Source organism: Porticoccus sp. (genome assembly GCA_023261185.1).
In the GTDB taxonomy this organism is placed as follows: Bacteria; Pseudomonadota; Gammaproteobacteria; order Pseudomonadales; family Porticoccaceae; genus Porticoccus; species Porticoccus litoralis.
In genome coordinates this window covers 1-22,349 of record JALRJN010000010.1, presented here as the reverse complement: position 1 = coordinate 22,349, position 22,349 = coordinate 1, and the positions used below count along the sequence as shown (strand labels likewise).

General features: G+C 53.1%; 20 protein-coding genes and 1 pseudogene. 11 read left to right on the top strand and 10 right to left on the bottom strand.

Translation table 11 applies throughout. The features are described from left to right. Nucleotides 1–2,040: pseudogene (gene nirB / locus ACYZYZ_RS01085) on the bottom strand (nitrite reductase large subunit NirB); the annotation flags it as partial. A gap of 383 nt (nucleotides 2,041–2,423) precedes the next feature. Between nirB and ACYZYZ_RS01080 the strand changes: the two are divergent. Next, nucleotides 2,424–3,170, top strand: a complete 747-nt coding sequence (locus ACYZYZ_RS01080) for a proteasome-type protease (protein ID WP_305169902.1) — start codon at nucleotides 2,424–2,426, stop codon at nucleotides 3,168–3,170. A gap of 64 nt (nucleotides 3,171–3,234) precedes the next feature. Here ACYZYZ_RS01080 and ACYZYZ_RS01075 read toward each other — a convergent pair whose 3' ends face one another. Next, nucleotides 3,235–4,191, bottom strand: coding sequence for an alpha-E domain-containing protein (locus ACYZYZ_RS01075; RefSeq protein ID WP_305169903.1), 957 nt, complete (start codon nucleotides 4,189–4,191; stop codon nucleotides 3,235–3,237). Further along, complete coding sequence (locus ACYZYZ_RS01070) at nucleotides 4,188–5,636, bottom strand: circularly permuted type 2 ATP-grasp protein (protein ID WP_305169904.1); 1,449 nt, start codon at nucleotides 5,634–5,636, stop codon at nucleotides 4,188–4,190. The genes ACYZYZ_RS01075 and ACYZYZ_RS01070 overlap by 4 nt, the downstream gene beginning before the upstream one ends. 247 nt (nucleotides 5,637–5,883) lie before the next feature. On the opposite strand from ACYZYZ_RS01070, the gene ACYZYZ_RS01065 reads away from it, so the two are divergent. Both ACYZYZ_RS01065 and ACYZYZ_RS01060 read left to right on the top strand, forming a co-directional pair. Next, the gene (locus ACYZYZ_RS01065; protein ID WP_461482954.1) at nucleotides 5,884–6,972 is read left to right on the top strand and encodes a hypothetical protein; all 1,089 of its coding nucleotides are present in this window, start codon (nucleotides 5,884–5,886) and stop codon (nucleotides 6,970–6,972) included. Beyond that, nucleotides 6,938–7,588, top strand: a complete 651-nt coding sequence (locus ACYZYZ_RS01060; RefSeq protein ID WP_461482953.1) for a hypothetical protein — start codon at nucleotides 6,938–6,940, stop codon at nucleotides 7,586–7,588. The genes ACYZYZ_RS01065 and ACYZYZ_RS01060 overlap by 35 nt, the downstream gene beginning before the upstream one ends. 55 nt (nucleotides 7,589–7,643) lie before the next feature. Here ACYZYZ_RS01060 and argH read toward each other — a convergent pair whose 3' ends face one another. Further along, on the bottom strand, nucleotides 7,644–9,044 hold the full coding sequence (gene argH / locus ACYZYZ_RS01055; RefSeq protein ID WP_305169908.1) for an argininosuccinate lyase: 1,401 nt from the start codon (nucleotides 9,042–9,044) through the stop codon (nucleotides 7,644–7,646). A gap of 117 nt (nucleotides 9,045–9,161) precedes the next feature. Between argH and ACYZYZ_RS01050 the strand changes: the two genes are divergently transcribed. The 6 genes from ACYZYZ_RS01050 to ACYZYZ_RS01025 all read left to right on the top strand — a co-directional run bounded on the left by ACYZYZ_RS01050 (nucleotide 9,162) and on the right by ACYZYZ_RS01025 (nucleotide 15,326). Beyond that, nucleotides 9,162–10,241 carry a sensor histidine kinase gene (locus ACYZYZ_RS01050; protein ID WP_461482952.1) on the top strand — a complete coding sequence of 360 codons (1,080 nt, stop codon included), beginning with the start codon at nucleotides 9,162–9,164 and terminating at the stop codon, nucleotides 10,239–10,241. Nucleotides 10,242–10,251: 10 nt separating this feature from the next. Continuing rightward, nucleotides 10,252–10,989, top strand: a complete 738-nt coding sequence (locus tag ACYZYZ_RS01045) for a LytR/AlgR family response regulator transcription factor (protein WP_305169910.1) — start codon at nucleotides 10,252–10,254, stop codon at nucleotides 10,987–10,989. 89 nt (nucleotides 10,990–11,078) lie between these two features. Continuing rightward, on the top strand, nucleotides 11,079–12,014 hold the full coding sequence (gene hemC / locus ACYZYZ_RS01040) for a hydroxymethylbilane synthase (protein ID WP_305169911.1): 936 nt from the start codon (nucleotides 11,079–11,081) through the stop codon (nucleotides 12,012–12,014). Further along, nucleotides 12,014–12,802: a uroporphyrinogen-III synthase gene (locus ACYZYZ_RS01035; RefSeq protein ID WP_305169912.1), complete on the top strand. Its 789-nt coding sequence runs from the start codon at nucleotides 12,014–12,016 to the stop codon at nucleotides 12,800–12,802. The genes hemC and ACYZYZ_RS01035 overlap by 1 nt, the downstream gene beginning before the upstream one ends. An 86-nt stretch (nucleotides 12,803–12,888) precedes the next feature. Next, nucleotides 12,889–14,109 (top strand): uroporphyrinogen-III C-methyltransferase, encoded by a 1,221-nt coding sequence (locus tag ACYZYZ_RS01030; RefSeq protein WP_461482951.1) that lies wholly within the window; start codon nucleotides 12,889–12,891, stop codon nucleotides 14,107–14,109. Next, nucleotides 14,106–15,326, top strand: coding sequence for a heme biosynthesis HemY N-terminal domain-containing protein (locus ACYZYZ_RS01025; RefSeq protein ID WP_305169914.1), 1,221 nt, complete (start codon nucleotides 14,106–14,108; stop codon nucleotides 15,324–15,326). Before ACYZYZ_RS01030 ends, ACYZYZ_RS01025 begins: the two co-directional genes overlap by 4 nt. Before the next feature lie 77 nt (nucleotides 15,327–15,403). Here ACYZYZ_RS01025 and ACYZYZ_RS01020 read toward each other — a convergent pair whose 3' ends face one another. The 5 genes from ACYZYZ_RS01020 to yrfG form a co-directional block, all read right to left on the bottom strand. Beyond that, entirely contained in the window at nucleotides 15,404–16,963 is a 1,560-nt protein-coding gene (locus tag ACYZYZ_RS01020) for a phosphoenolpyruvate carboxykinase (RefSeq protein ID WP_461482950.1), read from the bottom strand. Nucleotides 16,964–17,049: 86 nt separating this feature from the next. Continuing rightward, complete coding sequence (gene hslO, locus ACYZYZ_RS01015; RefSeq protein ID WP_305169916.1) at nucleotides 17,050–17,940, bottom strand: Hsp33 family molecular chaperone HslO; 891 nt, start codon at nucleotides 17,938–17,940, stop codon at nucleotides 17,050–17,052. Between the two features lie 89 nt (nucleotides 17,941–18,029). Further along, nucleotides 18,030–18,470 (bottom strand): DUF4124 domain-containing protein, encoded by a 441-nt coding sequence (locus ACYZYZ_RS01010; protein ID WP_305169917.1) that lies wholly within the window; start codon nucleotides 18,468–18,470, stop codon nucleotides 18,030–18,032. Continuing rightward, a complete protein-coding gene (gene hslR / locus ACYZYZ_RS01005; protein ID WP_461482949.1) occupies nucleotides 18,467–18,865 on the bottom strand; it encodes a ribosome-associated heat shock protein Hsp15 in 399 nt (132 codons plus the stop codon). The genes ACYZYZ_RS01010 and hslR overlap by 4 nt, the downstream gene beginning before the upstream one ends. Continuing rightward, nucleotides 18,858–19,475 (bottom strand): GMP/IMP nucleotidase, encoded by a 618-nt coding sequence (gene yrfG / locus ACYZYZ_RS01000; protein ID WP_305170154.1) that lies wholly within the window; start codon nucleotides 19,473–19,475, stop codon nucleotides 18,858–18,860. Before yrfG ends, hslR begins: the two co-directional genes overlap by 8 nt. An 81-nt stretch (nucleotides 19,476–19,556) precedes the next feature. Here yrfG and nudE point away from each other — a divergent pair, with 81 nt between their 5' ends. Continuing rightward, nucleotides 19,557–20,126 (top strand): ADP compounds hydrolase NudE, encoded by a 570-nt coding sequence (gene nudE, locus ACYZYZ_RS00995; protein ID WP_461482948.1) that lies wholly within the window; start codon nucleotides 19,557–19,559, stop codon nucleotides 20,124–20,126. 4 nt (nucleotides 20,127–20,130) lie between these two features. After that, entirely contained in the window at nucleotides 20,131–20,988 is an 858-nt protein-coding gene (gene cysQ / locus ACYZYZ_RS00990; RefSeq protein ID WP_461482947.1) for a 3'(2'),5'-bisphosphate nucleotidase CysQ, read from the top strand. Here cysQ and ACYZYZ_RS00985 read toward each other — a convergent pair. Continuing rightward, on the bottom strand, nucleotides 20,980–22,349 hold a 1,370-nt coding region (locus ACYZYZ_RS00985; protein WP_461482946.1), incomplete at its 5' end, for a penicillin-binding protein 1A. The two genes, cysQ and ACYZYZ_RS00985, sit on opposite strands and share 9 nt — an antisense overlap.

The following is a 22,349-nucleotide window of genomic DNA, read 5'->3' as shown; positions in this document are numbered from 1 at the left end:
ACAGCCGGAAACCGCGGATTTCAGCTTCTGGGGAGAGCGCAGCCCTTTGTAACGATCCTCAACGTAGATCGCCATACCGACACTGTCCTGTACGCCGTAGCGGCACCAGGTGCTGCCGACACAGGATTTCACAGTGCGCAGCGCCTTGCCTTAAGCGTGGCCGGTCTCAAAGCCGGCGTCGATCAGTTCTTTCCAGATTTCCGGCAGCTCTTCGACACGGGCGCCGAACAGGTCGATGCGCTGACCGCCGGTGATCTTGGTGTAGAGGTTGTACTTCTTGGCGACCTCGCCGAGCACAATCAGCTTGTCCGGGGTGATTTCGCCGCCGGGTACCCGGGGTACCACGGAGTAAGTGCCGTTTTTCTGCATATTGGCCAGAAAGGTATCGTTGGTGTCCTGCAGACCCACATGCTTCTCTTCGAGAATGTAGTCATTCCACAGGGAGGCGAGAATAGACCCTACTGCCGGTTTGCAGATTTCACAGCCACGGCCACTGCCGTGGTTCTTGATCAGATCCTTAAAGGACTTGATGGACTCCACCTTGATGATGTGGAACAACTCCTGACGGGTGAAGTTGAAGTGCTCGCAGATGGATTTGTTCACTTCCATGCCGCGGGCGGCCATCTCGTCGTCCACCACATTCTTCAGCAGCGCGGCGCAACCGCCACAGCCAGTGCTGGCGGCGGTTGTCGACTTCACGTCCCCCAGAGAACAGCAGCCGCCCTCAATGGCGTTGATGATGTCGCCTTTGCTGACGTTGTGGCAGGAACAGATGGTGGCCGTGGCGGGCAGGGCGGCCGCACCCAGCAGTGGTGCACCGCCTTCGCTGGCCGGCAGGATCATGGTTTCCGGGTTCTCCGGCAGTTCGATGCCGTTCAGGTAATATTGCAGCAGGGTGTCGTAGTCGGAGCAGTCGCCCACCAGTACGGCGCCGAGCACGGTCTTGCCGTCTGCGCTGACGATCATGCGCTTGTACACCTCGGCGCGTTCGTCGCTGAAGGTATAGGCGATGGAGCCCGGGGTCTTGCCGTGGGAATCGCCGATGGAGCCTACATCCACACCGAGCAGCTTTAGCTTGGTGCTCATGTCAGCCCCTTTGAAGGTATTGTGTTCACCGGTGAGCTGACTCACGGCTACCTCTGCCATGCGGTAACCGGGTGCTACCAGACCATAGATCATACCGCCATATAGGGCGCATTCGCCGATGGCATAAATATCGGAATCGCTGGTGCGGCAGTGGTAGTCAACATCGATGCCCCCGCGAGGGCCGACTTCCAGACCGCAATCTTTTGCCAGTTGGTCACTGGGACGAATGCCGGCAGAGAACACGATAACGTCGGTTTCTAGGGTTTCACCATCCGCAAACTTCATGACCAGCCGGGTATCGCCCTCGCCATTTGTTTCTTCAATGGCCTGGGTTGCCTTGCTGGTGTGCACCTGAACGCCCAAAGTTTCAATCTTGCGGCGTAGCATGGAGCTGCCGCCACCGTCGAGCTGCACCCCCATCAGACCGGGAGCAAATTCCACCACGTGGGTTTCAAGGCCGAGGTTCTGGAGCGCATTGGCCGCTTCGAGTCCGAGCAGGCCGCCACCGACAACGACACCTATTTTGGCATTTTTGCTTTTTGCCTGAATCAGGCCCAGGTCGTCGATGGTGCGATATACCAGACAGTCTGAGAGGTCAGAACCGGGTATTGGCGGAACAAAAGGGTAGGAACCCGTGGCCATAACCAGTTTGTCATACGAAAAAGTGCGGCCACTGTCTGTGGTGACAATTTTGGCATCGCGGTCGATGGCGACTACGGCGTCGCCAAAATGGGCGGTGACACCCAGCTCTTCATAATGTTCACGGGTCGTCAGGGCTAGCTCTTCCGGTTTGCGTCCGGCGAAAAATTCTGACAGATGGACTCTGTCGTAAGCGGGACGTGGTTCGGCCCCGAGTACGGTAATGTTGGCTGAAACGTCTGAGGTGGCTAGTTGTTCCACATAATGGTGGCCCACCATCCCGTTGCCTATGACGACGACATTTATGAGTGACATATTGCATCTCTCTCAGTTGTCTGACGCCTTTTGCACCGGTTGGTGTAGGTGCGGGCGTCAGGGGTTATCTGACACGCACCTCGTTGTGCAATAAAAGGTAGTGATCTAATAAAGCAATTTATGTGCCACAAGTCAGGGTTTTGATTTGTATGGTTTTTTTTAAAAAAGGTCGGGAGTGAATCTGTTTTTGCACCAACTTGGCCAGCGGTTGTGCGTTATGTTGGTGCCGTGGCTTCTTGTCGGCGCAGTTTGGTGACATTCTGTCTGTGGGCCATGATCGGATAATTGATGTTTGATATATGGCTTTTATCGGGGGGAGGAATTATTCTTTTCAGCCCATTTTTAAAATCCTTCATCCCAAACTCTGGAGCCTCCTTGTCACCATGACCTATTGTGTTGCCATTAAATTAAATGAAGGATTGGTTTTCTGCTCAGATTCGCGCACAAACGCAGGTCCTGACAGGGTAAGTACCTACAGCAAGCTGCATCGCTTTTCCATTCATGGTGATCGGCAGTTGATGATGGTTACCGCTGGGAATCTGGCGACCAGTCAGGCGGTGGTTGCCCAGATAGAGCGCGATTTGAAAGAGGATGCGGAGTTTAATCTGCGTAAAGCCAGTTACGTGGCAGATATTGCCGATTATGTGGGCTCTCTCAGTCTCAGAGAGCAGGGCAAACATAGAGGTGGTGCAGTCGGCGGTGGCTTTAATGCCGAGGCGACCTTTATTCTGGGAGGTCAGATCAAGGGCGGTGACCCCGAGTTGTACATGATTTACCCGGAGGGGAATCATATTACGGCCTCGGAGCAGTACCCATTCTTGCAGATTGGTGAGACCAAATATGGAAAGCCTATCCTGGACCGGATCATCAGGCCCGCTACACCCCATGAAACAGCCATGCGCTGTGCGCTGGTTTCACTGGATTCCACTATGCGCAGTAATGCCACAGTGGGACCGCCCATAGAATTGCTGTTTTACCCCACAGACAGCCTCTCCAATACATCCCATTACTATAAGTTTGAGGAAAATGATCCCTATCTTGTGAAGTTGCGTCACAGCTGGGACGAGAATATTCGCAGAGCCTTTAATGAGCTGCCGCCACTGTCTCTGGTTTTTGGCGCAGACATCTGAGCTTAGAAGACGATAAGGCTAAAGCCCCCTTTTGCCGTAAATTCAGCAGCGGGGGCTTTTGGGTTCAGGCTTCTTGTGGTTCCGTGGGGATTGGCAGGAACCAGGTGTTGGTAATAGCATCGTCCAGGTCGCAAAGGTAGATCTGGAACTGATCGATGAACTGGTGAAGCTCTTCATAGCTCTTTTTCTTAACATCAAAACGGGTCAGTTTGCGCAATGCTGATTCGGCAATACCAATAGCAGTTTCATTATTCTTCAAGGGCTGAAGCTCTTCGAGGATACCCTTCAGGCAGAAGGCCACCGTTCGTGGCAGGGTCTGTTCCTTGAAAATAAAATTGACTGCCGGGTCGGGTTCAACGAGGGGGCCAATTTTCTGCCGGTAGGCGCTGATGGCAGAGAGGGACTGCAGCATACTGCTCCACAGCAAGGTGTCTTCTGCCGGGTTATTGTTCTCCCGCTCGAGAATAGCGCCTGCCCCGACATCGACAATCCGCGTGGTCATGTCGGCGCGTTCCATCAGGTGACCCAGCTTGATAAAGCGGTGGGGGTGGTCCCGGCACAACGTGGTCATCAGCAAGCCATTAATCATCTGGCAGCGGGAAATGATCTGCTCCAGAAACTCGTAGCGGTGCCGTCTGCCGACAGATTTCTCGGCCATGTCTTTGCACATAATGTGCAGTTCGTTGACATGCTCCCAGGTTTCTTCCGGTAGTACGTCGCGGGTCGTTCTCACGTTTTCGCGTGCGGCCTTGATGGCGTAATTGATACTGGAAAAATTGTTGAGGTCAGCGATTAAAAACCTCAGCACATTCTGTTCGTTGAAGACGCGGTAATGTTTTTTGAAAACAGGTTCGGCGTCGAGAATGTCCACCAGAACCTGCCAGCCACCCAGTTCGGTACCTCTGGGCAAGTCCAGAATCAGGTGGGTGTAGGCACTGGTAAAGCGGGCCGTGTTTTCTGCGCGCTCAAGGTACCTGGACATCCAGTACAGGCGGTCAGCGACGCGAGACAGCATAGTCATTTGTTGCTCTCCACAATCCAGGTATCTTTACTTCCTCCGCCCTGTGAAGAGTTCACCACCAGCGAGCCTTTCACCATGGCCACACGCGTCAGGCCACCCGGGGTAACCCATACATCCTTGCCCTGCAGAATAAAGGGTCTCAGGTCTAGGTGCCGCGGTTCGACTTTGTGGTCAATGCAGGTCGGGGCTGTGGAGAGTGACAGGGTGGGTTGGGCAATGTAGTTGCGAGGATTTTCTTCGATCAGTTTGGCAAATTCACGGCGTTTCTCTGCGCTGGCATGTGGGCCAACCATCATGCCGTACCCGCCGGATTCATTGGCCGGCTTGACCACGAGTTTGTCGAGATTTTTGAGGACGTATTCGCGATCCTTCTCCAGCATGCAGAGGTAGGTTTTGACGCTTTCCATCAGAGGTTCTTCTTTGAGGTAGTAGCGAATCATCTCCGGCACATAGGCATAGATTACCTTGTCGTCTGCAACTCCACTACCTGGGGCGTTGGCAATGGCAAGGTTGCCGGCTTTCCAGGCGCGCATGATTCCGGGGACCCCGAGCTTCGAGTCTTCCCGGAAAACTTCAGGGTCGATAAAGTCCTCATCAATCCGGCGATAAATAACATCAACCCGCACTGGGCCATCTACGGTGCGCATGTAGACGCAATCGTCATCGTCTGTAAACAGGTCGCTTCCTTCTACCAGTTCGGCACCCATACTTTGGGCGAGAAAGGCATGTTCAAAATATGCTGAGTTGTAAATGCCCGGCGTAAGGACGGCAATACAGGGTTTGCGGTTCTGTTGTGGTGACAGTGAAGCCAGTGTTTTGTAGAGCTGTGTCGGATAATCATCTACCGGCATGATGCTGTAATTTTCAAACAGCTCGGGCAGAACGCGTTTTGTGATTTCACGGTTTTCCAGCATGTAGGAGACACCGGAGGGTACGCGCAGGTTGTCCTCCAGAACATAGAATTTTCCATCCTTGTTCCGCACCAGATCAGAGCCGCAGATGTGGGCCCATGCACCATATCGGGGCGAAACGCCCTGGCATTGGGGTTTGTAATTGGTGGACTCAAGCACGATGTCTGCTGGTATTAGCCCGTCTTTGAGGATTTTTTGCTTGTTGTAAACGTCATCAATAAAACAATTCAGGGCACGGCTGCGCTGTTTTAGACCAGTGCTTACCCGGTGCCATTCCTTAGCTGAAATGGCCCTGGGAATAATGTCAAAAGGCCAGCTGCGGTCGATGTTGCCGCCTTCGGTATACACCGTAAACGAGATGCCCATGTCGCGGATGGCCAGCTCGGCTGCGGCTCTTCGTTCTTCCAGTTCGCCGCCAGGGAGGTTTCGCAAAAAGTTCATGATCCCCCTCGCTGCTAAACGGGGGTTGCCTGTGGAGGTAAGCAGCTCGTCAAAAAATGAGCCTGAGTCGTAGGATTTCCAACTTTTATTCATAGGTTGTCACATACCTCCTAGCGTGACGGAAGGCTTCGTACATGTTATGAGCCCTTAGAGACAAAATAGCAATAGCTATGCCAATAGTAGTAGATTCATAAAATAGTTAGTAAGGCGTGTTTATGAGCCAATCAAAAAAAGCCCGCATAGTCAAAGGGCAATGTGACGTGGATTTTGATGCGTCATAAATTCATAATGCGGCTTGTGATGAGTAATGACACTCAAAGAAACGCAACAGGGATGTGATATGAATAAGTCGGTAAACCCGCTGGTGGCACTTCTTGTCATCTTGTTTTTTGGTGGCCTAATCGGACTGAACTTCTACTTTAATCAGCACATGCTGGAGGTAGAGCGTCCAACGTTTATCACCAATACCCCTGATGGTCATCTGGCCATCCAATTTGGTCGGCAATTGTTCCTGATAGACGGCGACTCTGGTGATGAGGTTGTCGTTGACCTCGATGGACTGGGATTTGCTGACAATATCGGAAATTTCGATTTCTTTGACAACGGCGACCTTCTGTTGAGATTGGGAGCTGCCCCGACGTCGATCGTGGAGGCGTGGGATGTGGTGATGCGATCCACCAATCATAATTATGAGCAAGCTGATGGTAACTTTATTGCCCGCTGTCAGCTCGGTGATAGAAAGTGCCAGGAATTTAGCACCGATTTGCCCGGATTTGATCGTGCCTTCAGGGTATTTATCGAGCGCGATACGGATACCGTGTATCTCGCCGATACAAGCCGTCACCGTATTCTAAAACTAGACAGCACCGGGAAATTGCTGGCAACGGCCGAAGGATTTAAGTTTCCCAACCAGATTGCTCTGGTGAACGATAAACTGTGGATTGCGGACACCAATAATCACCGATTTGTGGCTGTTTCACCCAAAACAGAGTCCTTCGGTAAGGTGTTGTCGGAAATAGCTATAACCCCCGATAGTCTGCACATTTGGCCATCGGTCTTTGTGCAGGTTGACCGGGATTGGTGGGTCTTGGCGATGGGGGACAATATGTCCTACGGGCGTGTGGTGCGCTACACCGATACCGGTGTTGAGCTGGACCAGCTTGATATGCCCTCTGGGGCTGACCCGCTTTCCCTAGCGTTGTGGGGGGATAATATCCTGGTGGCTGACTATGGACGATTAGCATTTTATCGCTATGACCGCAGGGGTGTACGGCAGGTGGATTTTTCCACGCCCTCTCTCGCTGCGCTGATTAATGAAAAGAGAGCAGAAATTGAGCGTTGGCGTTATGCGGGATATTCATGTTGGGCGATTTTTGCGCTTGGGTTGCTGGTGTGTGGCAATTCGTCAACAGAAACAGACTATCCCTGAGGATAACGAATCACTCATCGAATCCGATAATGGCATGGAATCGGTCCCGACGACTGGGATCTGGATAGAGGCCTCCCGGGCGGCAAAATGGTTGCCCTATGTGTTGATATTGATGGTGGTTTTACTACCTGTGTTTGCTCTTCCAGTTGTGTGGGATGAGGATGCTATTTCCCATGACATGATGATGATGAGTATTTTTCTGGCGCTTCCTTTGCTGTTGATTGCGAGGCCGATGTTAAAAATGACAAAAATGCGTTTGGGTATATTCCCCTCGCATATTGAGTTGATAGATTTTTCGGGTCAGCGCCACCGCACGACATTTGAAGATGTGTACTGGAATAGACAGGGTGCCTGCAAGGTCGGTGACTTCGTACTTCCGCTGGGGGCAGATAAGCACGGGTTTTTTCCTCAAAACGAAGTTCAGCGTTGGTTTGTACCCAGGTTGTTGTCAGAAAACAAGGTGGGGGATTGGACCATGATGAAGTATCAATGGCGCAGTCCTGAGGGTTTGATGAATTCATTCCCGCTGGTCATTGCCGTATTCTGTGCAATGGCTATTTACCTGGAAAGAGACGCAGTTCTGGAGTGGGTGCAAGCGCTCATTGCGATGGTGTAGGAGGGCATTAAGCATAAAAAAAGCCGGCAGATACCGGCTTTTTTATTCTTGGCTGTTACCCGCGTTGAGCTAGCCGCTCTTTTGCATCTGCAATAGCCTGTCGGACCTGTTCCGGCGCTGTACCGCCAATGTGGTTGCGAGCGGCAACAGAACCTTCCAGCGTCAATACATCAAACACATCCTGTCCGATGACATCGGAGAACTGTTGTAACTCCTGTAAGGACATGTCTGACAGATCTCGGTTGTTGGCAATGCCGTATGCCACGGATTTGCCGACAATCTCGTGAGAGTCGCGGAAGGCAATGCCCTTGCGTACCAGGTAGTCAGCGAGGTCGGTGGCCGTGGAAAACCCGCGCCGCGCGGCCTCTCGCATATTGTCTTTTTTGGCTTCAATGGCAGGCACCATATCAGCGAAGGCTCGCAGGCAATCACGGACCGTATCGGCAGTGTCGAACAGGGGTTCCTTGTCTTCCTGGTTGTCTTTGTTGTAGGCCAGGGGTTGGGACTTCATCAGCATCAGCAGTGCCACCAGGTGGCCGTTAACTCGGCCGGTTTTTCCCCGCACCAGTTCCGGTACGTCGGGATTTTTCTTTTGGGGCATGATGGAGGATCCGGTGCAAAACCGATCCGGCAGCTCAATAAAGTTGAACTGTGCCGAGGTCCAGAGCACAAGCTCTTCCGACGCACGGGATAGGTGGATTAGCAGCAGGCTGGCAAAGGCGCAGAATTCTATGCCGAAATCCCGATCGCTGACGGAGTCCAGTGAGTTGCGGGTGGGACCATCAAAGCCAAGTAATTCGGCTGTCATATGTCGGTTGATGGGGTACGTAGTTCCGGCCAGTGCGGCGGCACCGAGAGGTGACTGGTTGAGGCGTTTGCGGCAGTCCTGCAGTCGGCTGTAGTCCCTTTCGAGCATTTCGAACCAGGCCATAAGATGATGGCCAAAGGTCACCGGTTGGGCGGTTTGCAAGTGGGTAAAGCCGGGCATGATAGTGTCCGCTTCTTTCTCCGCCAGCTGCAAAATGCCCTGTTGCAACCGCGTTAGCTCCCTGGCGATGACATCAATTTCTTCCCGCAACCAAAGGCGGATATCGGTGGCTACCTGATCATTTCTGGAGCGGCCGGTATGCAGTTTCTTTCCGGTGACGCCTATTTGAGAGGTCAGTGCAGCCTCTATATTCATGTGCACATCTTCCAGTGCCAGGCTCCACTGAAATGTGCCATTTTCTATGTCCGTCACAATTTCGGTCAGGCCGGTCTTGATAGACTGGAGTTCGTCTTCACTGAGAACGCCGACACTGGATAACATGGCAGCGTGTGCCATGGAACCCTGAATGTCCTGCATGGCCATGCGCTGGTCGAAGTCTACCGAGGCGGTGAAGCGGGCCACAAATTCGTCGGTGGGCTCGCTGAATCGTCCACCCCAGGACAGGTTGGTATCTTTTGAATCGCTCATGGCTAAATAGGCCCTTTATTACTGATGTGGCGAAGGATAAAGTATCGCAGAGTCCGGCGACGGCGGGATTATAGCAAAGAGGGATAGTTAGCGAATGACCAGTATGGAAATGCCTGAATGGGTTGGCTGAGTAATTGGAAAGCCGGTGGTCAGAAACCGGCGCGGATGCTCTTTAGCGAGGGAGACCATTTTCTGCCTGACCTGTGTCGAGGGCAGGGGTTGTTGGCGGTTGTGGTTATTTCCGAATTGCTGGCGCTTCTGGTCACTATATCCGATACCGGGTTGCAGCATTTCGATTGGGTGGCATTTGCCAAGATCTCGCTGCTGTCTTTATGGATTGCATTGCTCAGCGCGGCAGTGCTGTGTCTTTCTAACCGATTGCTTTCCGGGACGCGTCTTGTCACGGCTGCACTGGTTTCTTTCCTGTTGATTTTGCTGGTGACGTTAATTTGCGGGGTGGTGGCAGAAGGGGTCATGTCCTGGTATTCAGGACCTCGGGACAGTCGCGGCTACAATCTCTGGAACGTCGTAGAGTATCTGCTATTAGCGGCCATTCCTGCCGGTATTTTGCTGCGATATCTGTTTCTTCAGCAGCAGCTCAGATTGCAACAGCGGGCAGAGTTGGAGGCTCGAATCCAGGCGTTACAGTCACGTATTCGGCCGCACTTTCTGTTTAATAGTATGAACATGATCGCAAGCCTGATCGGTTCTGATCCGGAAAAAGCTGAACGTGTTGTGGAGGACATGTCTGATCTGTTTCGCTATGCGCTGACAGATTCTCACACGCTGGTGCCGCTGAGGGAGGAATTGGCGCTCTGCCGTCGCTACCTGTCACTGGAAAAGCTGCGACTAGGTGACCGTCTGACCGCCCGTTGGGAAATCGGGGATTACGGGGAGGGGGTGCATATTCCCTGTCTGACGTTGCAGCCGGTGCTCGAAAATGCGATTTATCATGGCATTCAACTGCTGCAGGAAGGTGGTGAAGTGTCTATTTCGGTAAAGCGCATCAACGACCGGATTGAAATTGTGGTCTCCAACGCTCTACATCGGGCATTACAGCAGCACCGCGGCAACAAAATGGCATTGCACAACGTGCGGCAGCGCCTTAAGGCCCATTTCGGGAACGCGGCCAAGGTCACTGCGGAACCCAGCGAAAGTTGCTATATTACCCGTATTAGCTACCCCATAGGATGGTAGGGCCTGTCAGATGAGAGTGTTGATCGTTGATGATGAACCGCTGGCTCGCGACCGATTGAAAAGGATGTTGTCGTCTATCGGTGGCTGTGAGGTTGTTGGTGAAGCTGGCAGTGGCGAACAGGCGCTGGGAGCAGCGGAAGAGCTGAGCCCCGATCTTGTTTTTATGGATGTGCGCATGCCGGGCATGGATGGACTCGCGGCAGCTCAATACCTGGCGGAGCTCAATCCGCCGCCGGCGGTGATTTTCTGCACCGCCTACGACGATTATGCAGTGGAGGCCTTCTCTTCCGAGGCCATCGGTTACCTGCTGAAACCGATCAAACAGGTGGAGCTGGAAAATGCCATCATGCGCACCAAGCGCATTAACAAGGCGCAGCTCTCTGAATTACAGGACTCCCCTTTCTTCCAGTCCGAAGGGCGCAGCCACATCGCTGCCAAGAATCGCCGCGGTATCGATCTGGTGGCTGTGGCCGATATTCGCCTGTTTCAGGCGGACCATAAATACGTCACAGCCTATCATACGGAAGGCGAAGCCCTGTTGGACGAAACCCTGAAAGAGCTCGAGGACGAGTTTGAAGGACGCTTTGTGCGAATTCACCGCAATGCCCTGGTATCTATACCGCATATTGAGGGTTTGGAGCGCAATATTGACGGACAGTTCTTTGTACGTCTGCACAATATGGATATTCGCCCGCAGGTGAGCCGCCGCCATGTGGCACCACTGCGCAAACTACTAGAACAAATCTAGCAGGTAAGGTGCTCTTTCCCGGGGCTGTGGAGCAGGAGAATTAAGCTGCTTCTGTTATCATGTGGCCTCAAACAATAAGGCCTGAATTCATGACCTCCAGACATCTCCGTATTGCCACCCGTAAAAGTCCACTGGCCCTATGGCAGGCAGAATATGTCAAAGAACATCTGCTGCAATTACATCCTGATCTGCAAATATCTCTGGTGACCTTCACTACCCGTGGGGACAAGATTCTGGATACCCCTCTGGCAAAGGTGGGGGGTAAGGGGCTATTCGTGAAGGAGCTTGAAGTGGCCATGTTGGAAGGTCGGGCAGATATCGCGGTCCACTCCATGAAAGACGTGCCCATGGAATTTCCTGAAGGATTGGGTTTAAGCGTGATCTGTGAGCGGGAAGACTCACGTGATGCTTTTGTCTCAAACAGGTTTTCATCCCTGGAAGATTTGCCTCCGGGCAGTCATGTGGGCACTTCCAGTCTGCGGCGGCAGACGCAGCTTCTGGAACGGTTTCCCCAGCACACCGTTGGAAGCCTCAGAGGCAATGTGCAGACCCGCTTGAGTAAGCTGGATGCGGGTGAGTTTGATGCCATTGTTCTTGCTACGGCAGGTCTTGTCAGACTCGAAATGGAAGATCGCATTCAACAGCGCATTGCCCCTGAAGTCTTTTTGCCCGCGGGTGGTCAGGGTGCGGTGGGTATCGAGTGCCGGGTGGATGACGAAGAACTGCAGAACCTTTTACAACCTCTACACCATGAGGTAACGGCAATCTGCGTACGCGCCGAACGCGCCATGAATCGCAGGTTAGAGGGCGGCTGCCAGGTGCCAATAGGTTGTTATGCGATACCCGTTCCCGATGGAAAATTGTGGTTGCGGGGGTTGGTGGGTTCACCTGATGGTGCCAGGGTGCTAAGGGCGGAGGTTACCGGCAGCCCTGAGGATCCGGAAGCGATCGGAATCCTGCTGGCGGAAACCTTGCTGGCCCAGGGTGCGGCAGAGATTCTTAACGAGGTTTACGGAAACGGTTGATGCCATCATCCTCTCGCCAGTCCAGGAGTGTATTGCTGGTCAGGGCTGAACAGCCGAATGATGAGTTTGTTGATAAGCTCATCGGCATCGGGGCTCAAGTTTTTCGCTGCCCGGTGATGGATATTGCACCTGTGGTGGGCCGGCCTGAAATGCAGGCTATCAAATCCCGGATATTGGACTTTGATCATTATCAAATCGCTATTTTTATCAGCAAAAATGCGGCGCGATATGGACTGGACTGGTTGTACAATTACTGGCCGATGTTGCCTGACGGGGTGCGATATTATGCTGTCGGCCAAAGCACGGCTGAGTTACTACGCGAACATCAGCTTGCAGTGGAGACCCCGATAGGGCGTGCTGATAGTGAGGGGCTGCTTGCGTTGCCATCTCTGCAAACTGTCTCGGGTGAAAAGGTGCTGATCTTTACCGGAAAGGGTGGGCGCGAGGTGCTGGCTCAGACACTGCGGCAACGGGGTGCGGAGGTGGACCGCTGTGAGCTTTATGAGCGCTGTGGCACAGTCCGGCACGCTGATGAAATTAATCACCTGCTACAACAGTCGCAGGTGGATATTGTGGTTGCCCATAGTGGTGAATTACTGCAGCAGCTCTTTTCTTGTGTTGTAGCTGGCAGTCGCCATCAACTACAGGCTTTGCCTGTGCTTGTGCCCGGTCAGCGGGTGGCGGATATGGCCAGAGATCTTGGTTGTCGTGAGGTATTGGAGGCAAATTCAGCCTTGCCAGATGACATGGTTTCGACAATTCTTGAATGGTACAGTAATCACGGATAATCCCGGGTGGCTGCTTTGCGCGGCACGCGTGGTGTGGGGGAGGTGGAGGATGGCCACCATGGAATGCATTTGCAGGAATAAAGCCAGTGAATAACGACAAACCCGAAACTTCGGATAAAAACGAATCGACGGCTGCACCGGCAGGTGGTGGCAGTCAGGGCAACGCCAAGGAAGGGGAGGTAAAAAAGCAGTCGACTCCAGACGTGTCTACACCATCGACCGCAGAACCAGCCGCCAAACCCCAACAGCCGACGAGCAAACCTCAGCCCACTAAAAAAAGTGGGGCTTCGGTCATTCTCTGGCTGTTGTTAATCGCGTTGATTTCCGCTGCTGGCGCATGGTGGTGGTTTTATGGGCAGTATACTCTGCTGCAGAATCCGCCGGAAGAAATGGTAAATAGTGGCCTCAGGGATGAGCTGTCTCAATTGCGAAGCCAGCTGTCGGGTGTTGAGCGTGCACGAGAAGCGTTGGCGAATCGACTGGAAACACAGATTCTTGAGCAGCAGGAAACTCTGAATAGTCAAGCTCGGCGCCTACGCGAACTGTCGACGACGACAAGAACAGACTGGTTATTGGCAGAAGCGGAATACTTGCTGCGGCTTGGTAATCAGCGATTGCTGACAGAAAGAAACAGCGAGAATGCCTTGGCACTGTTGCTTTCGGCCGATGATATTTTACGAGAGCTGGATGACGTCAAATTGCTGCCAGTGAGAGAGGCTCTGGCGCGTAATATCGTGGCGTTAAAAAGTCAGCCGGTGGTGGACCGCGAAGGGCTGTTCATCAAGCTGAAAGTGCTGGCCGAAGCATCTGAAAATCTGTCGGTGGTCCCGCCTAAAATACCCGCATCAAGGGCAGTAGAACCGGAGCCGCTGCAACCAACCGAGGCAGAATCTCCCTGGTATACCCCGTTGCTAAACGCGGGCCGCGTGGTTTTGGCAGAAGCGCAAAAACTGGTCGTTGTTCGCCGTCGCGATAATCCCGTTGACCCGTTGCTCAGCCCCGAGCAGGAAAAATTGTTGCGCCTGCAGTTGGGCGTCATTTTCAAGCAGTCACAGTTGGCATTGCTGGGTGAGCAGCAACAGGTTTATGAGGCGAGTCTGGCAGAAGCTATCGCCCTGACGAAAAATTACTTTGAAGTGAATGACCTGGCGGCGCAGTCTTTGATCGAACAGTTGACGTGGCTGCAGCAGCAGCCTGTGGTTCAGGTTCGACCGGATATCTCGGAGGGGCTGGATGCGCTACGTGACTATATCGACAGTTGGCATAATCGCCACGAGGTCGAATCTGCTGGAGGCGCACAACAGTGAAAAAATTACTGTTGCTGATTGCTGTGGTGGCTTCTGTCGGCGGCCTGCTGGCATGGCAACTGAGTGAAACCAGCGGTTATGTTCTTATCACGCTGGGTCTTTACAGTGTTGAGATGAGCGTGTGGACCTTATTGCTTCTCTTGCTATTGCTATGGGCGGCTCTTCGGGCGTTGGCCTACCTGATAAGACTGATAGTTGAGCCCGGTAAGAGGCTGGTACGAGTGAGTACCACAGGGCGCAAGGCCCGTCATCGCAATCGCACCGCTCGAGGGTTGTTGCAATTTATTGAGGGCCGCTGGGACCAGGCTCGGCGAAACCTTATGCGTTCCGCCAAACATGCAGATATGCCCTTGCTGAACTATTTGGCAGCAGCGAATTGTGCCTATGAACTGGGTGATCAGGATGAGGCCAACAGGCTGCTGGTTATGGCGGAAGAAAGTGACGCTGGTGGTGAGCTGGCGATCGGCCTGGCTCAGGCGCGAATGCATTTGCGAGATCAGCACTTTGAAGAAGCGCTGGCGATCCTGCGCAGGTTGTACGCCAAGACACCTGATCACCCTATGGTGCTGCGGATGCTGGTCAGTGCTTACCAGGGGTTGGGTGATTGGAAAAACCTTGAAAAAATGCTGCCGGACTTACGTCGCTATAAGGTGTATGACAAAGAACACTTGGAAAAACTCTCCATTGATGTTTCCCGCACTTTGATATTGCAGCTTGCGGCGCAGGCAAAGGAAAGCGGAACCCCCGAAGATATACAGAACCTGACTAGGTTCTGGCAGGACCTGTCCCGTGATATGCGTGCAGATGTCCATGTGCAGCAGGCCTATATTGAAAGTCTGGTGCAGTTGGGTGAGCAGACACAGGTTGAAACCCTGTTGCGCAAGGCGCTGAAAAACTCCTGGGATGAACGCTTGGTCAGACTATATGGTCTGGTGGATGGTGGTGATGCGAAAAGGCAGCTACTGGTGGCGGAAGCCTGGCTCAGGGAGCGACCCAATGACCCGACTTTGATGCTCACTTTGGGTAGGCTGAGTATGAAAAATCAGTTGTGGGGTAAAGCTCGCGACTACCTGGAGAGTTCACTGGCATTCAGGGCGCAGCCTGAAGCGTACGCAGAGTTGGCCAAGCTGATGGTTCAGTTGGGGGAGCATGAGAAAAGTGCCCATTATTACCAGCAGGGGTTAACGCTTAGCACGGGGTTGTCAGCTGTAAAGTAGCAGTAACGTAAGCGCCGAGGATTTCTCGGCTAATAAAAAAGGGCGCCACTTGGCGCCCTTTTTTATGTGAGACAGTGTCAGATTTGGGGGCCTGCACTTAATACGCTGTCTGTCACATCGAAGCGTTTGATGTTCTCTACAAACAGGCTGGCCAGCTTGGTGGCCTGCTCATCATAGGCAGCTTTATCTTCCCAGGTTTCGCGAGGGTTCAGATAGCTACTGTCCACACCGGGAATCGTAGTGGGGATTTCCAGATTGATGATGGGCAGTTTCACGGTTTCCACATTTTCCAGGTCACCATTTTGAATAGCAGCAATAATGCCGCGGGTAACAGGAATGGGGAATCGTGAACCGGTACCGCCAGCTGCACCTGAACCACCAGTCCAACCGGTATTGACCAGGTATACGCGGCTGCCAAAATCTTCAATGCGTTTCATCAGCAGTTCAGCGTAGACATTCGCAGGCCTAGGCATGAACGGTGCACCAAAACAGGTGGAGAAGGTTGGCTGGATACCGGCAGCACCACCCATCTCGGTGGAGCCGACACGGGCGGTATAACCACTCAGGAAGTGATAGGCGGCTGCTTCTTTGGAGAGAATGGATACCGGAGGCAGCACGCCGGAGACGTCGCAGGTGAGGAAGATGACATTTTTAGGCTCGCCTGCACGGTTTTCTTCGCAGCGCATTTCCACATGTTCCAGTGGGTAGCTGCAGCGACCGTTTTCAGTCAGGCTGGTGTCGTCGTAGTCGGCAGTGCGTTTTTCGTCGGTGACAACATTTTCCACAATTGCGCCAAAACGAATGGCATCCCAGATGACCGGCTCGTTTTTCTTGCTCAGGTTGATAGTCTTTGCGTAGCAGCCGCCTTCCATATTGAACACAGAGCCTTTCGACCAGCCATGTTCGTCATCGCCGATCAGGAAACGATTCGGGTCGGCAGAAAGGGTGGTTTTGCCGGTGCCGGAGAGGCCAAAGAACAGGCATACATCGCCATCTTTGCCGACATTGGCAGCACAGTGCATGGGCATGACATCTTTTTCTGGCAACAGGAAGTTTTGCACCGAGAACATTGCCTTTTTCATTTCGCCGGCGTACTTCAATCCGGCGATAAGCACCTTGCGCTGACCGAAGTTAATGATGCCCACCGCTTCACTGTTGGTACCATCGCGCTCAGGATCACAGACGAAATTGGCAGCGTGGAGAATTTTCCACTGCTCCTTGTTCGAGGGGTTGTAGCGTTCCGGGCGGATAAACATATTGCGGCCAAAAAGGTTGTGCCAGGCCGTCTCGGTGGTCACTTTTACCGGCAGGTAATGTTCGGAATCCTGACCAACATGGAGGTGTGAAACAAAGCGATCGCGATCAGCCAGATGGGCTTCAACGCGCTCCCAAAGGGCGTTGAATTTTTCGAGGGAGATAGGGCGGTTGACTGAGCCCCAGTTGATATCATCCTGGCTGCTGGGTTCTTCTGCAATGAACCGGTCAGCGGGTGAACGCCCAGTTCGGTTGCCGGTGACTGAAAGCAGTGCGCCCGTATCTGTGAGGTGCCCCTCACCGCGTTGAAGCGCCAGCTCAATCAGTTCAGCCTCGCACAGATCTGTGTAAACATTCACTGCAGAATCTTCGATTTGCGTCATCAGTTTGGTCCTGTTGGGTAAGTTCAGGTCGGTTAAAAAGCCCTGTCGGGCTAAAAAGGTCGGCAATTATGCCAGAAAAAAATGGACTAGTGGAGTGTTGGTGGACTTTCGTCGAACAAGCGGTCGATATCCGCTTGATGGAAGCCATAGTGCTGATGACAGAACTCACAATGGATGTCGATAACACCCCGTTCTTCCAGAATGCCTTGTAGCTCTTCTTGACCCAGTGAAGTCAATGCCTGCGCTATTCTTTCCTCAGAACAGCTGCAGGCGAATTGCACTGGACTGGGGTCAAAAAGGCGCAGTTCGTCCTGGTGAAAGAGGCGGTAGAGAAGTTCGCTGTGCTCCAGATTCAGTTGTTCCTCAGGAGTCACAGTCGCGGCCAGCTGGCTCACATGTTCCCAGAGTTGTTTGTTGGCTTCAGGGTCGGCTTCTTTTTGATGGGGAAGAGCCTGAATTAGCAGTCCTGCCGCACGGGGTGTTTCAGTGCTTGCCTCGGCACTGAGCCAGATGCGCGTGGTGAGTTGCTCAGATTGATAAAAATAGTCTTCGAGACAGCCGGACAGGCTGTCGGCTTCCAGTGGAACGATGCCCTGATAACGCTCTCCCTGATTGGGGGTGATCGTCAGGCTGAGGGTGCCGGTTCCGATCAGGTCTTGCAGGGCCAGTGTTTCTTCATACTCGAATTCGTGATCAAAACGGGCGATGGCTCTCAGGTGGTGGTGGCGGGTGCAGTCAGCCATGATGGTCGACAGTGGTCCACTGCCTTGGGCCTGGAGCGTCAGGACGCCATCAAATTTCAGGGTGGCGCTCAGCAGGCCGACGGCCGCCATAAATTCTCCCAGCAGCTCCCTGACCGGTGCTGGATAGTCAGCATTAGACAGTACGCGCTGATAACTGTCTTGTAGAGTCAGTATTTCGCCGCGAATATCGGAATGCTCGAAGATGAAGCGTTGTAGCTGATCGGCATGACTCATGCTGTGGCCTCCATAAAAGGGCGGCGAATGTAGAGATGTTTGGAGGTTTTGTCCAGAGGCCCAACGAGTTCTGCTTTTAGCAAGTTGGGTCAAGAACAGTACTTGTCAATTTCTCGAGCCAGTTTGTCTGCTCGCTGCTGCCGTTCTTCCTCGGTGACAATGACCTCCTTGCCATTCTTGTCGATAAAGGCAACCCGACCGCGCAAGACCGACAGTTGGTTTTTTGCCCGTTGGCAGGCTTGTTGTTGGTTTGCTTCCTGCTGCTGTTTTTCAGCCTGCTGCCGTAGCCGGTAGTTTTTTTCTTCTGGCGTTTCACCGGCGAACACCTGTTTTAATTTATCCGTTTCCGAAGTGCTTGAGTCGCTGTTGAGTGGACGGAGCTGACCGGAAATGTCTTTGCTGGCGGTTTCGTTCTCCGGCGGTTTGTCGGAGTAATGGATTTTTCCGTCGGCATCTTTCCACTGATATATCTCGCTAAATACCATCAATGGCAAGATCAGCACTAGCGTGCAAAGAGTTGTGCGAATCATAGGTTCTGCTCCTTGAATCGATGAATCTGTCGGCGTTGTTTTTTGCTGGGGCGATGATCCAGAGAGGGGCGTGTAAGGTTGGCTGCTTTGCGCTCCTCAGCCTTTTTTTCGCGCTGAGCAATACTGTCTTCAGTTTCCTGGTAAAGGTGCACCGCCTCGCTGGCGCCACGCCGTTGTTCTGACAGCTTCTTGATCACTACCGTTTTTTCATCCCGGCCCTGGCGGATGACCAGCTGAATCCCAACTGTCACTTCTTTGCTGGGCTTGGCGCGTTGTCCGTCAATGTGTACCTTGCCGCCCTCAATGGCAGCCTTTGCCAGGGCACGGGTTTTGAAAAAGCGTGCTGCCCAGAGCCATTTGTCCAGTCGAACCTTGTCCTGACTCTGGTCATCCATGGGGGAAAATCTCATTAAAATGTTGGATGCTGGGAAAGCCGTTGACCTGGCGAGCCTGCTGTTTGCTGTCTGGTTGGCTGATGCCCAGCAAATGGCCGATACCGTACTTTTTTGCCGCCTTGAGTACCTCTAGTGAGTCATCTATAAAGAGTGTTCTCTTAGGCTCAAAATGTTGCTGTTGTTTAAGTGCATGCCAGAAGTTAGGGGATTCTTTCGGATGGCCAAACTGATGTGAGGTGTAGATGTGGTCGAGTAACGGGCCAATGCCGGTAAGCGATAGCTTCAGTTCCAGACTCTGGGGATGCGCATTGGTAATAAGCACCCGTTGTATGCCAGTTTCGCCCAGCTGAGTCAGGAATTCCTGAACGAAAGGCCGCTCAACGATGAGGTGCTCAACCTCTTTTTTTAACTCGCGGATGTTGACGGAGAGCTCTTTTGACCAGAATTCCAGGCAGTACCAGTCCAGGGTTCCTCGTTTTTCATTGAAACGATTGTGCAGGTCTTTGGTGGCTTGGTCGGGACAAACACCATGATGCTCGGCATAGCGCTGGGGCAAATGGGTCAACCAGAAATAGTTGTCAAAATGCAGATCCAGCAGGGTGCCGTCCATATCCAGCAGCACCGTATCAATGTTAGTCCAGTCAATCTTCACAGTTATAATGAAACGCCGCAGACGAGTGATGATTCCAGTATGCCCACAAAACCCCGGATATTGAAGCGCCAGGCCTTGGCTAAAACTGCCCTTTTTAGTGTGGAACAGATGCAACTGGAGTTTGCTAATAAAGAGCGACGAACTTATGAGCGTTTGATGCGCCCCGGTCGGGGTGCTGTGCTGATGGTGCCCATGCTGGATGCTGAAACTGTCCTGCTTGTGCGGGAGTATGGTGCCGGTATAGAAGATTACCATCTGTCGCTTCCGAAAGGTGCCATTGACGAAGGGGAAACCCCTCTTGAGGCAGCTAACCGTGAGTTGATGGAAGAGGTGGGCTACGGTGCCCGTCGTCTAGAGTTGATCAAATGCCTGACCCTATCGCCAGCTTATATGGAGCACGATATTCAGGTGGTGTTGGCAGAAGAGCTGTATAAAAAAAGTCTGCCCGGAGATGAACCCGAACCTATCGAGGTTGTTCCCTGGCCGATCAAAGATCTGCAAGCACTGGCCGAGCGCGATGATGTCAATGAAGGCCGGGCTCTTGCAGCGCTTTATATTGTCAGAGATTTACTCGCAGCTCGCAGCGGCGGTATAGGCAGCTCGGTGTAATGTGATGAAAACGAGTCTCCCTTTGGATGTTTCCCTGTTGGAGCAGGTTATATCGCTGGCTGTGTTGGCCGGTGAGGCCATCATGCCGTTCTATAGGAAAGTGGGCGAGTTGAGCGTTGATACAAAAGCGGATTGTTCTCCAGTTACTGAGGCCGATAGGGCAGCAGATCGCCTTCTGCAACGGCAATTGCCCTTGCTACTTGACCTGCCAGTGCTTTCCGAAGAAACAGAGGTTCCTTCTTATAAGCAGCGTGCTTCTTGGACGGATTACTGGCTGGTTGATCCTTTGGACGGTACCCGGGAGTTTCTTTCCGGTAGTGGCGAATTTACCGTCAATATTGCGCTGATTTCCCATGGGTGCCCCGTCCTCGGTGTTGTCTATGTGCCAGTCTCGGGCGTTGGGTATGGCGGTTTGGTCGGCGGGGGTGCTTTCCGGTATGAGTCGGGTAGCTTGTGCTCAATCAACGTGCGAACCATGGTTGAGCGCAAAGACAACGGCGAACCACTGACCTTGGTGGCTAGTCGTCGCCACGGCGGGGAGCGGGCTTCCCTATTGGGTGAAGCGTTGTCGGTGCATTTTGGCCGAGCGGAGGTGAAGCCGGTAGGTAGTTCGCTCAAACATTGTCTGGTTGCAGAAGGAAAGGCTGACCTTTGCGCCCATTTCTGGCCAACCTCTGAGTGGGACACAGCTGCAGGGCAGGCAATAGTTGAAGCGGCAGGGGGGCTGCTGGTTGATACCACCTTTCAACCCCTGCGTTATAACAGTAAGCCTTCCCTTCTCAATCCCAGTTTTTATGTCATTGCCGATCGTGATTTCGACTGGAGGCGCTGGCTGCCTTTAACTGGAGAGTTTCTAGAATAAATCCTCTGGTCGCGGGTCGCCAGCGGCCCCCTGTGTATTCCCTGGCCCGTGACGTTCGGCCATGGGTGGCACATCTTCTTTGCGGAAAATTTCAAATATGGCATTGCGGTGTTCGGGCCCAACACTCAAGCCGTTTTCCGGATCTATTCTGCCCATAACAATTCCTTCCGGTTGAGGGCGAATGATCTGGGGTTTGCCGGCCAGAGCTGTTTTCATAAAGTCGATCCAGATGGGCAGTGCTGCAGAGCCACCATATTCATTTCGGCCCAGCAGCTGGTTTTCATCAAACCCTACCCAGGTCGTTGTCACAATGTGTGTGCTGTAGCCGGAAAACCACGCGTCCCTCGGGCCATTGGTGGTGCCTGTTTTACCTGCGATATCGTCCCGCTTCAGAACAAGTGCCTTCCGCCCGGTGCCTTTGCGAACCACATCCTTGAGAATAGAGTCGATGATAAAAGCCGTTCTCTCATCGATAATTCTTGGCGCTTCTGGGGGGGGAAGCTTGGCAGGTGCCACGATCTGATCAACCCCAACGTTGGTGTCCAAATCGGTGGGGCTTTCGCTCTGAATCTTTTCATCCGCAGGAATAACGCTGTTGCCTTCCTTTCCACAGCCACGGCACACCGTTAGCGGGGCTGCATGGAAAAGAATATTGCCTTCACTGTCTTCTACGCGTTCCACGAGGAAAGGTTCTACCCGATAGCCGCCATTGGCGAAGCTGGCATAGCCGGTGGCGATTTTCAGGGGGGTGACTGCATGGCTGCCCAATGCCAGGGACAGGTCGTGAGGCAATTGCGACGGATCAAATCCAAAGCGCTCCAGTCCTGATAATGCCTGGTTGATGCCCAGCGCCCGCAAGATGCGAATGGAGATCAGGTTGCGGGACAGATAAAGTGCCTGCCGGAGGCGGGTAGGGCCATAAAATTTTCCACTGTCGTTTTCAGGTCGCCAGCTGCTTTCCAATAGATCGTCCTCGAATACAACGGGGGCGTCATTGATGATGCTGGCGGGTGTGAAACCATTCTCTAATGCGGTGGTATAAATGAAAGGCTTGAAGTTTGAGCCAGGCTGCCTTTCGGCCTGGGTGACACGATTAAAGTGACTTTGCTGGAAATCGAAGCCGCCCACCATGGCCTTTATGGCGCCATTTTCAGGGTCGAGTGCAGCCAGAGCTGCCTGGGCCTTGGGAAGCTGGCCAAGGTGCCAGCCATCTTCGTGTTGTTGCACTCGGATGAGATCGCCTACGGTAAAGATTTCCTGGGCACTCTTGATGGGCGCAGAGCGGCTATTTGGGCTGTTGAACTTGCGAAGGCCTTCAAGTCCCTGATTCCAGAGAATTTCTGTTTGTTCTTCATTGGGAA

Coding starts and splice junctions, on each gene's coding strand:
- ACYZYZ_RS01080 (WP_305169902.1), top strand. CDS start 2,424: ATGACCTATTGTGTTGCCATTAAATTAAATGAAGGATTGGTTTTCTGC.
- ACYZYZ_RS01075 (WP_305169903.1), bottom strand. CDS start 4,191: ATGACTATGCTGTCTCGCGTCGCTGACCGCCTGTACTGGATGTCCAGG.
- ACYZYZ_RS01070 (WP_305169904.1), bottom strand. CDS start 5,636: ATGAATAAAAGTTGGAAATCCTACGACTCAGGCTCATTTTTTGACGAG.
- ACYZYZ_RS01065 (WP_461482954.1), top strand. CDS start 5,884: ATGAATAAGTCGGTAAACCCGCTGGTGGCACTTCTTGTCATCTTGTTT.
- argH (WP_305169908.1), bottom strand. CDS start 9,044: ATGAGCGATTCAAAAGATACCAACCTGTCCTGGGGTGGACGATTCAGC.
- ACYZYZ_RS01050 (WP_461482952.1), top strand. CDS start 9,162: ATGGGTTGGCTGAGTAATTGGAAAGCCGGTGGTCAGAAACCGGCGCGG.
- ACYZYZ_RS01045 (WP_305169910.1), top strand. CDS start 10,252: ATGAGAGTGTTGATCGTTGATGATGAACCGCTGGCTCGCGACCGATTG.
- hemC (WP_305169911.1), top strand. CDS start 11,079: ATGACCTCCAGACATCTCCGTATTGCCACCCGTAAAAGTCCACTGGCC.
- ACYZYZ_RS01035 (WP_305169912.1), top strand. CDS start 12,014: ATGCCATCATCCTCTCGCCAGTCCAGGAGTGTATTGCTGGTCAGGGCT.
- ACYZYZ_RS01020 (WP_461482950.1), bottom strand. CDS start 16,963: ATGACGCAAATCGAAGATTCTGCAGTGAATGTTTACACAGATCTGTGC.
- hslO (WP_305169916.1), bottom strand. CDS start 17,940: ATGAGTCATGCCGATCAGCTACAACGCTTCATCTTCGAGCATTCCGAT.
- ACYZYZ_RS01010 (WP_305169917.1), bottom strand. CDS start 18,470: ATGATTCGCACAACTCTTTGCACGCTAGTGCTGATCTTGCCATTGATG.
- hslR (WP_461482949.1), bottom strand. CDS start 18,865: ATGGATGACCAGAGTCAGGACAAGGTTCGACTGGACAAATGGCTCTGG.
- yrfG (WP_305170154.1), bottom strand. CDS start 19,475: ATGGACGGCACCCTGCTGGATCTGCATTTTGACAACTATTTCTGGTTG.
- nudE (WP_461482948.1), top strand. CDS start 19,557: ATGCCCACAAAACCCCGGATATTGAAGCGCCAGGCCTTGGCTAAAACT.
- cysQ (WP_461482947.1), top strand. CDS start 20,131: ATGAAAACGAGTCTCCCTTTGGATGTTTCCCTGTTGGAGCAGGTTATA.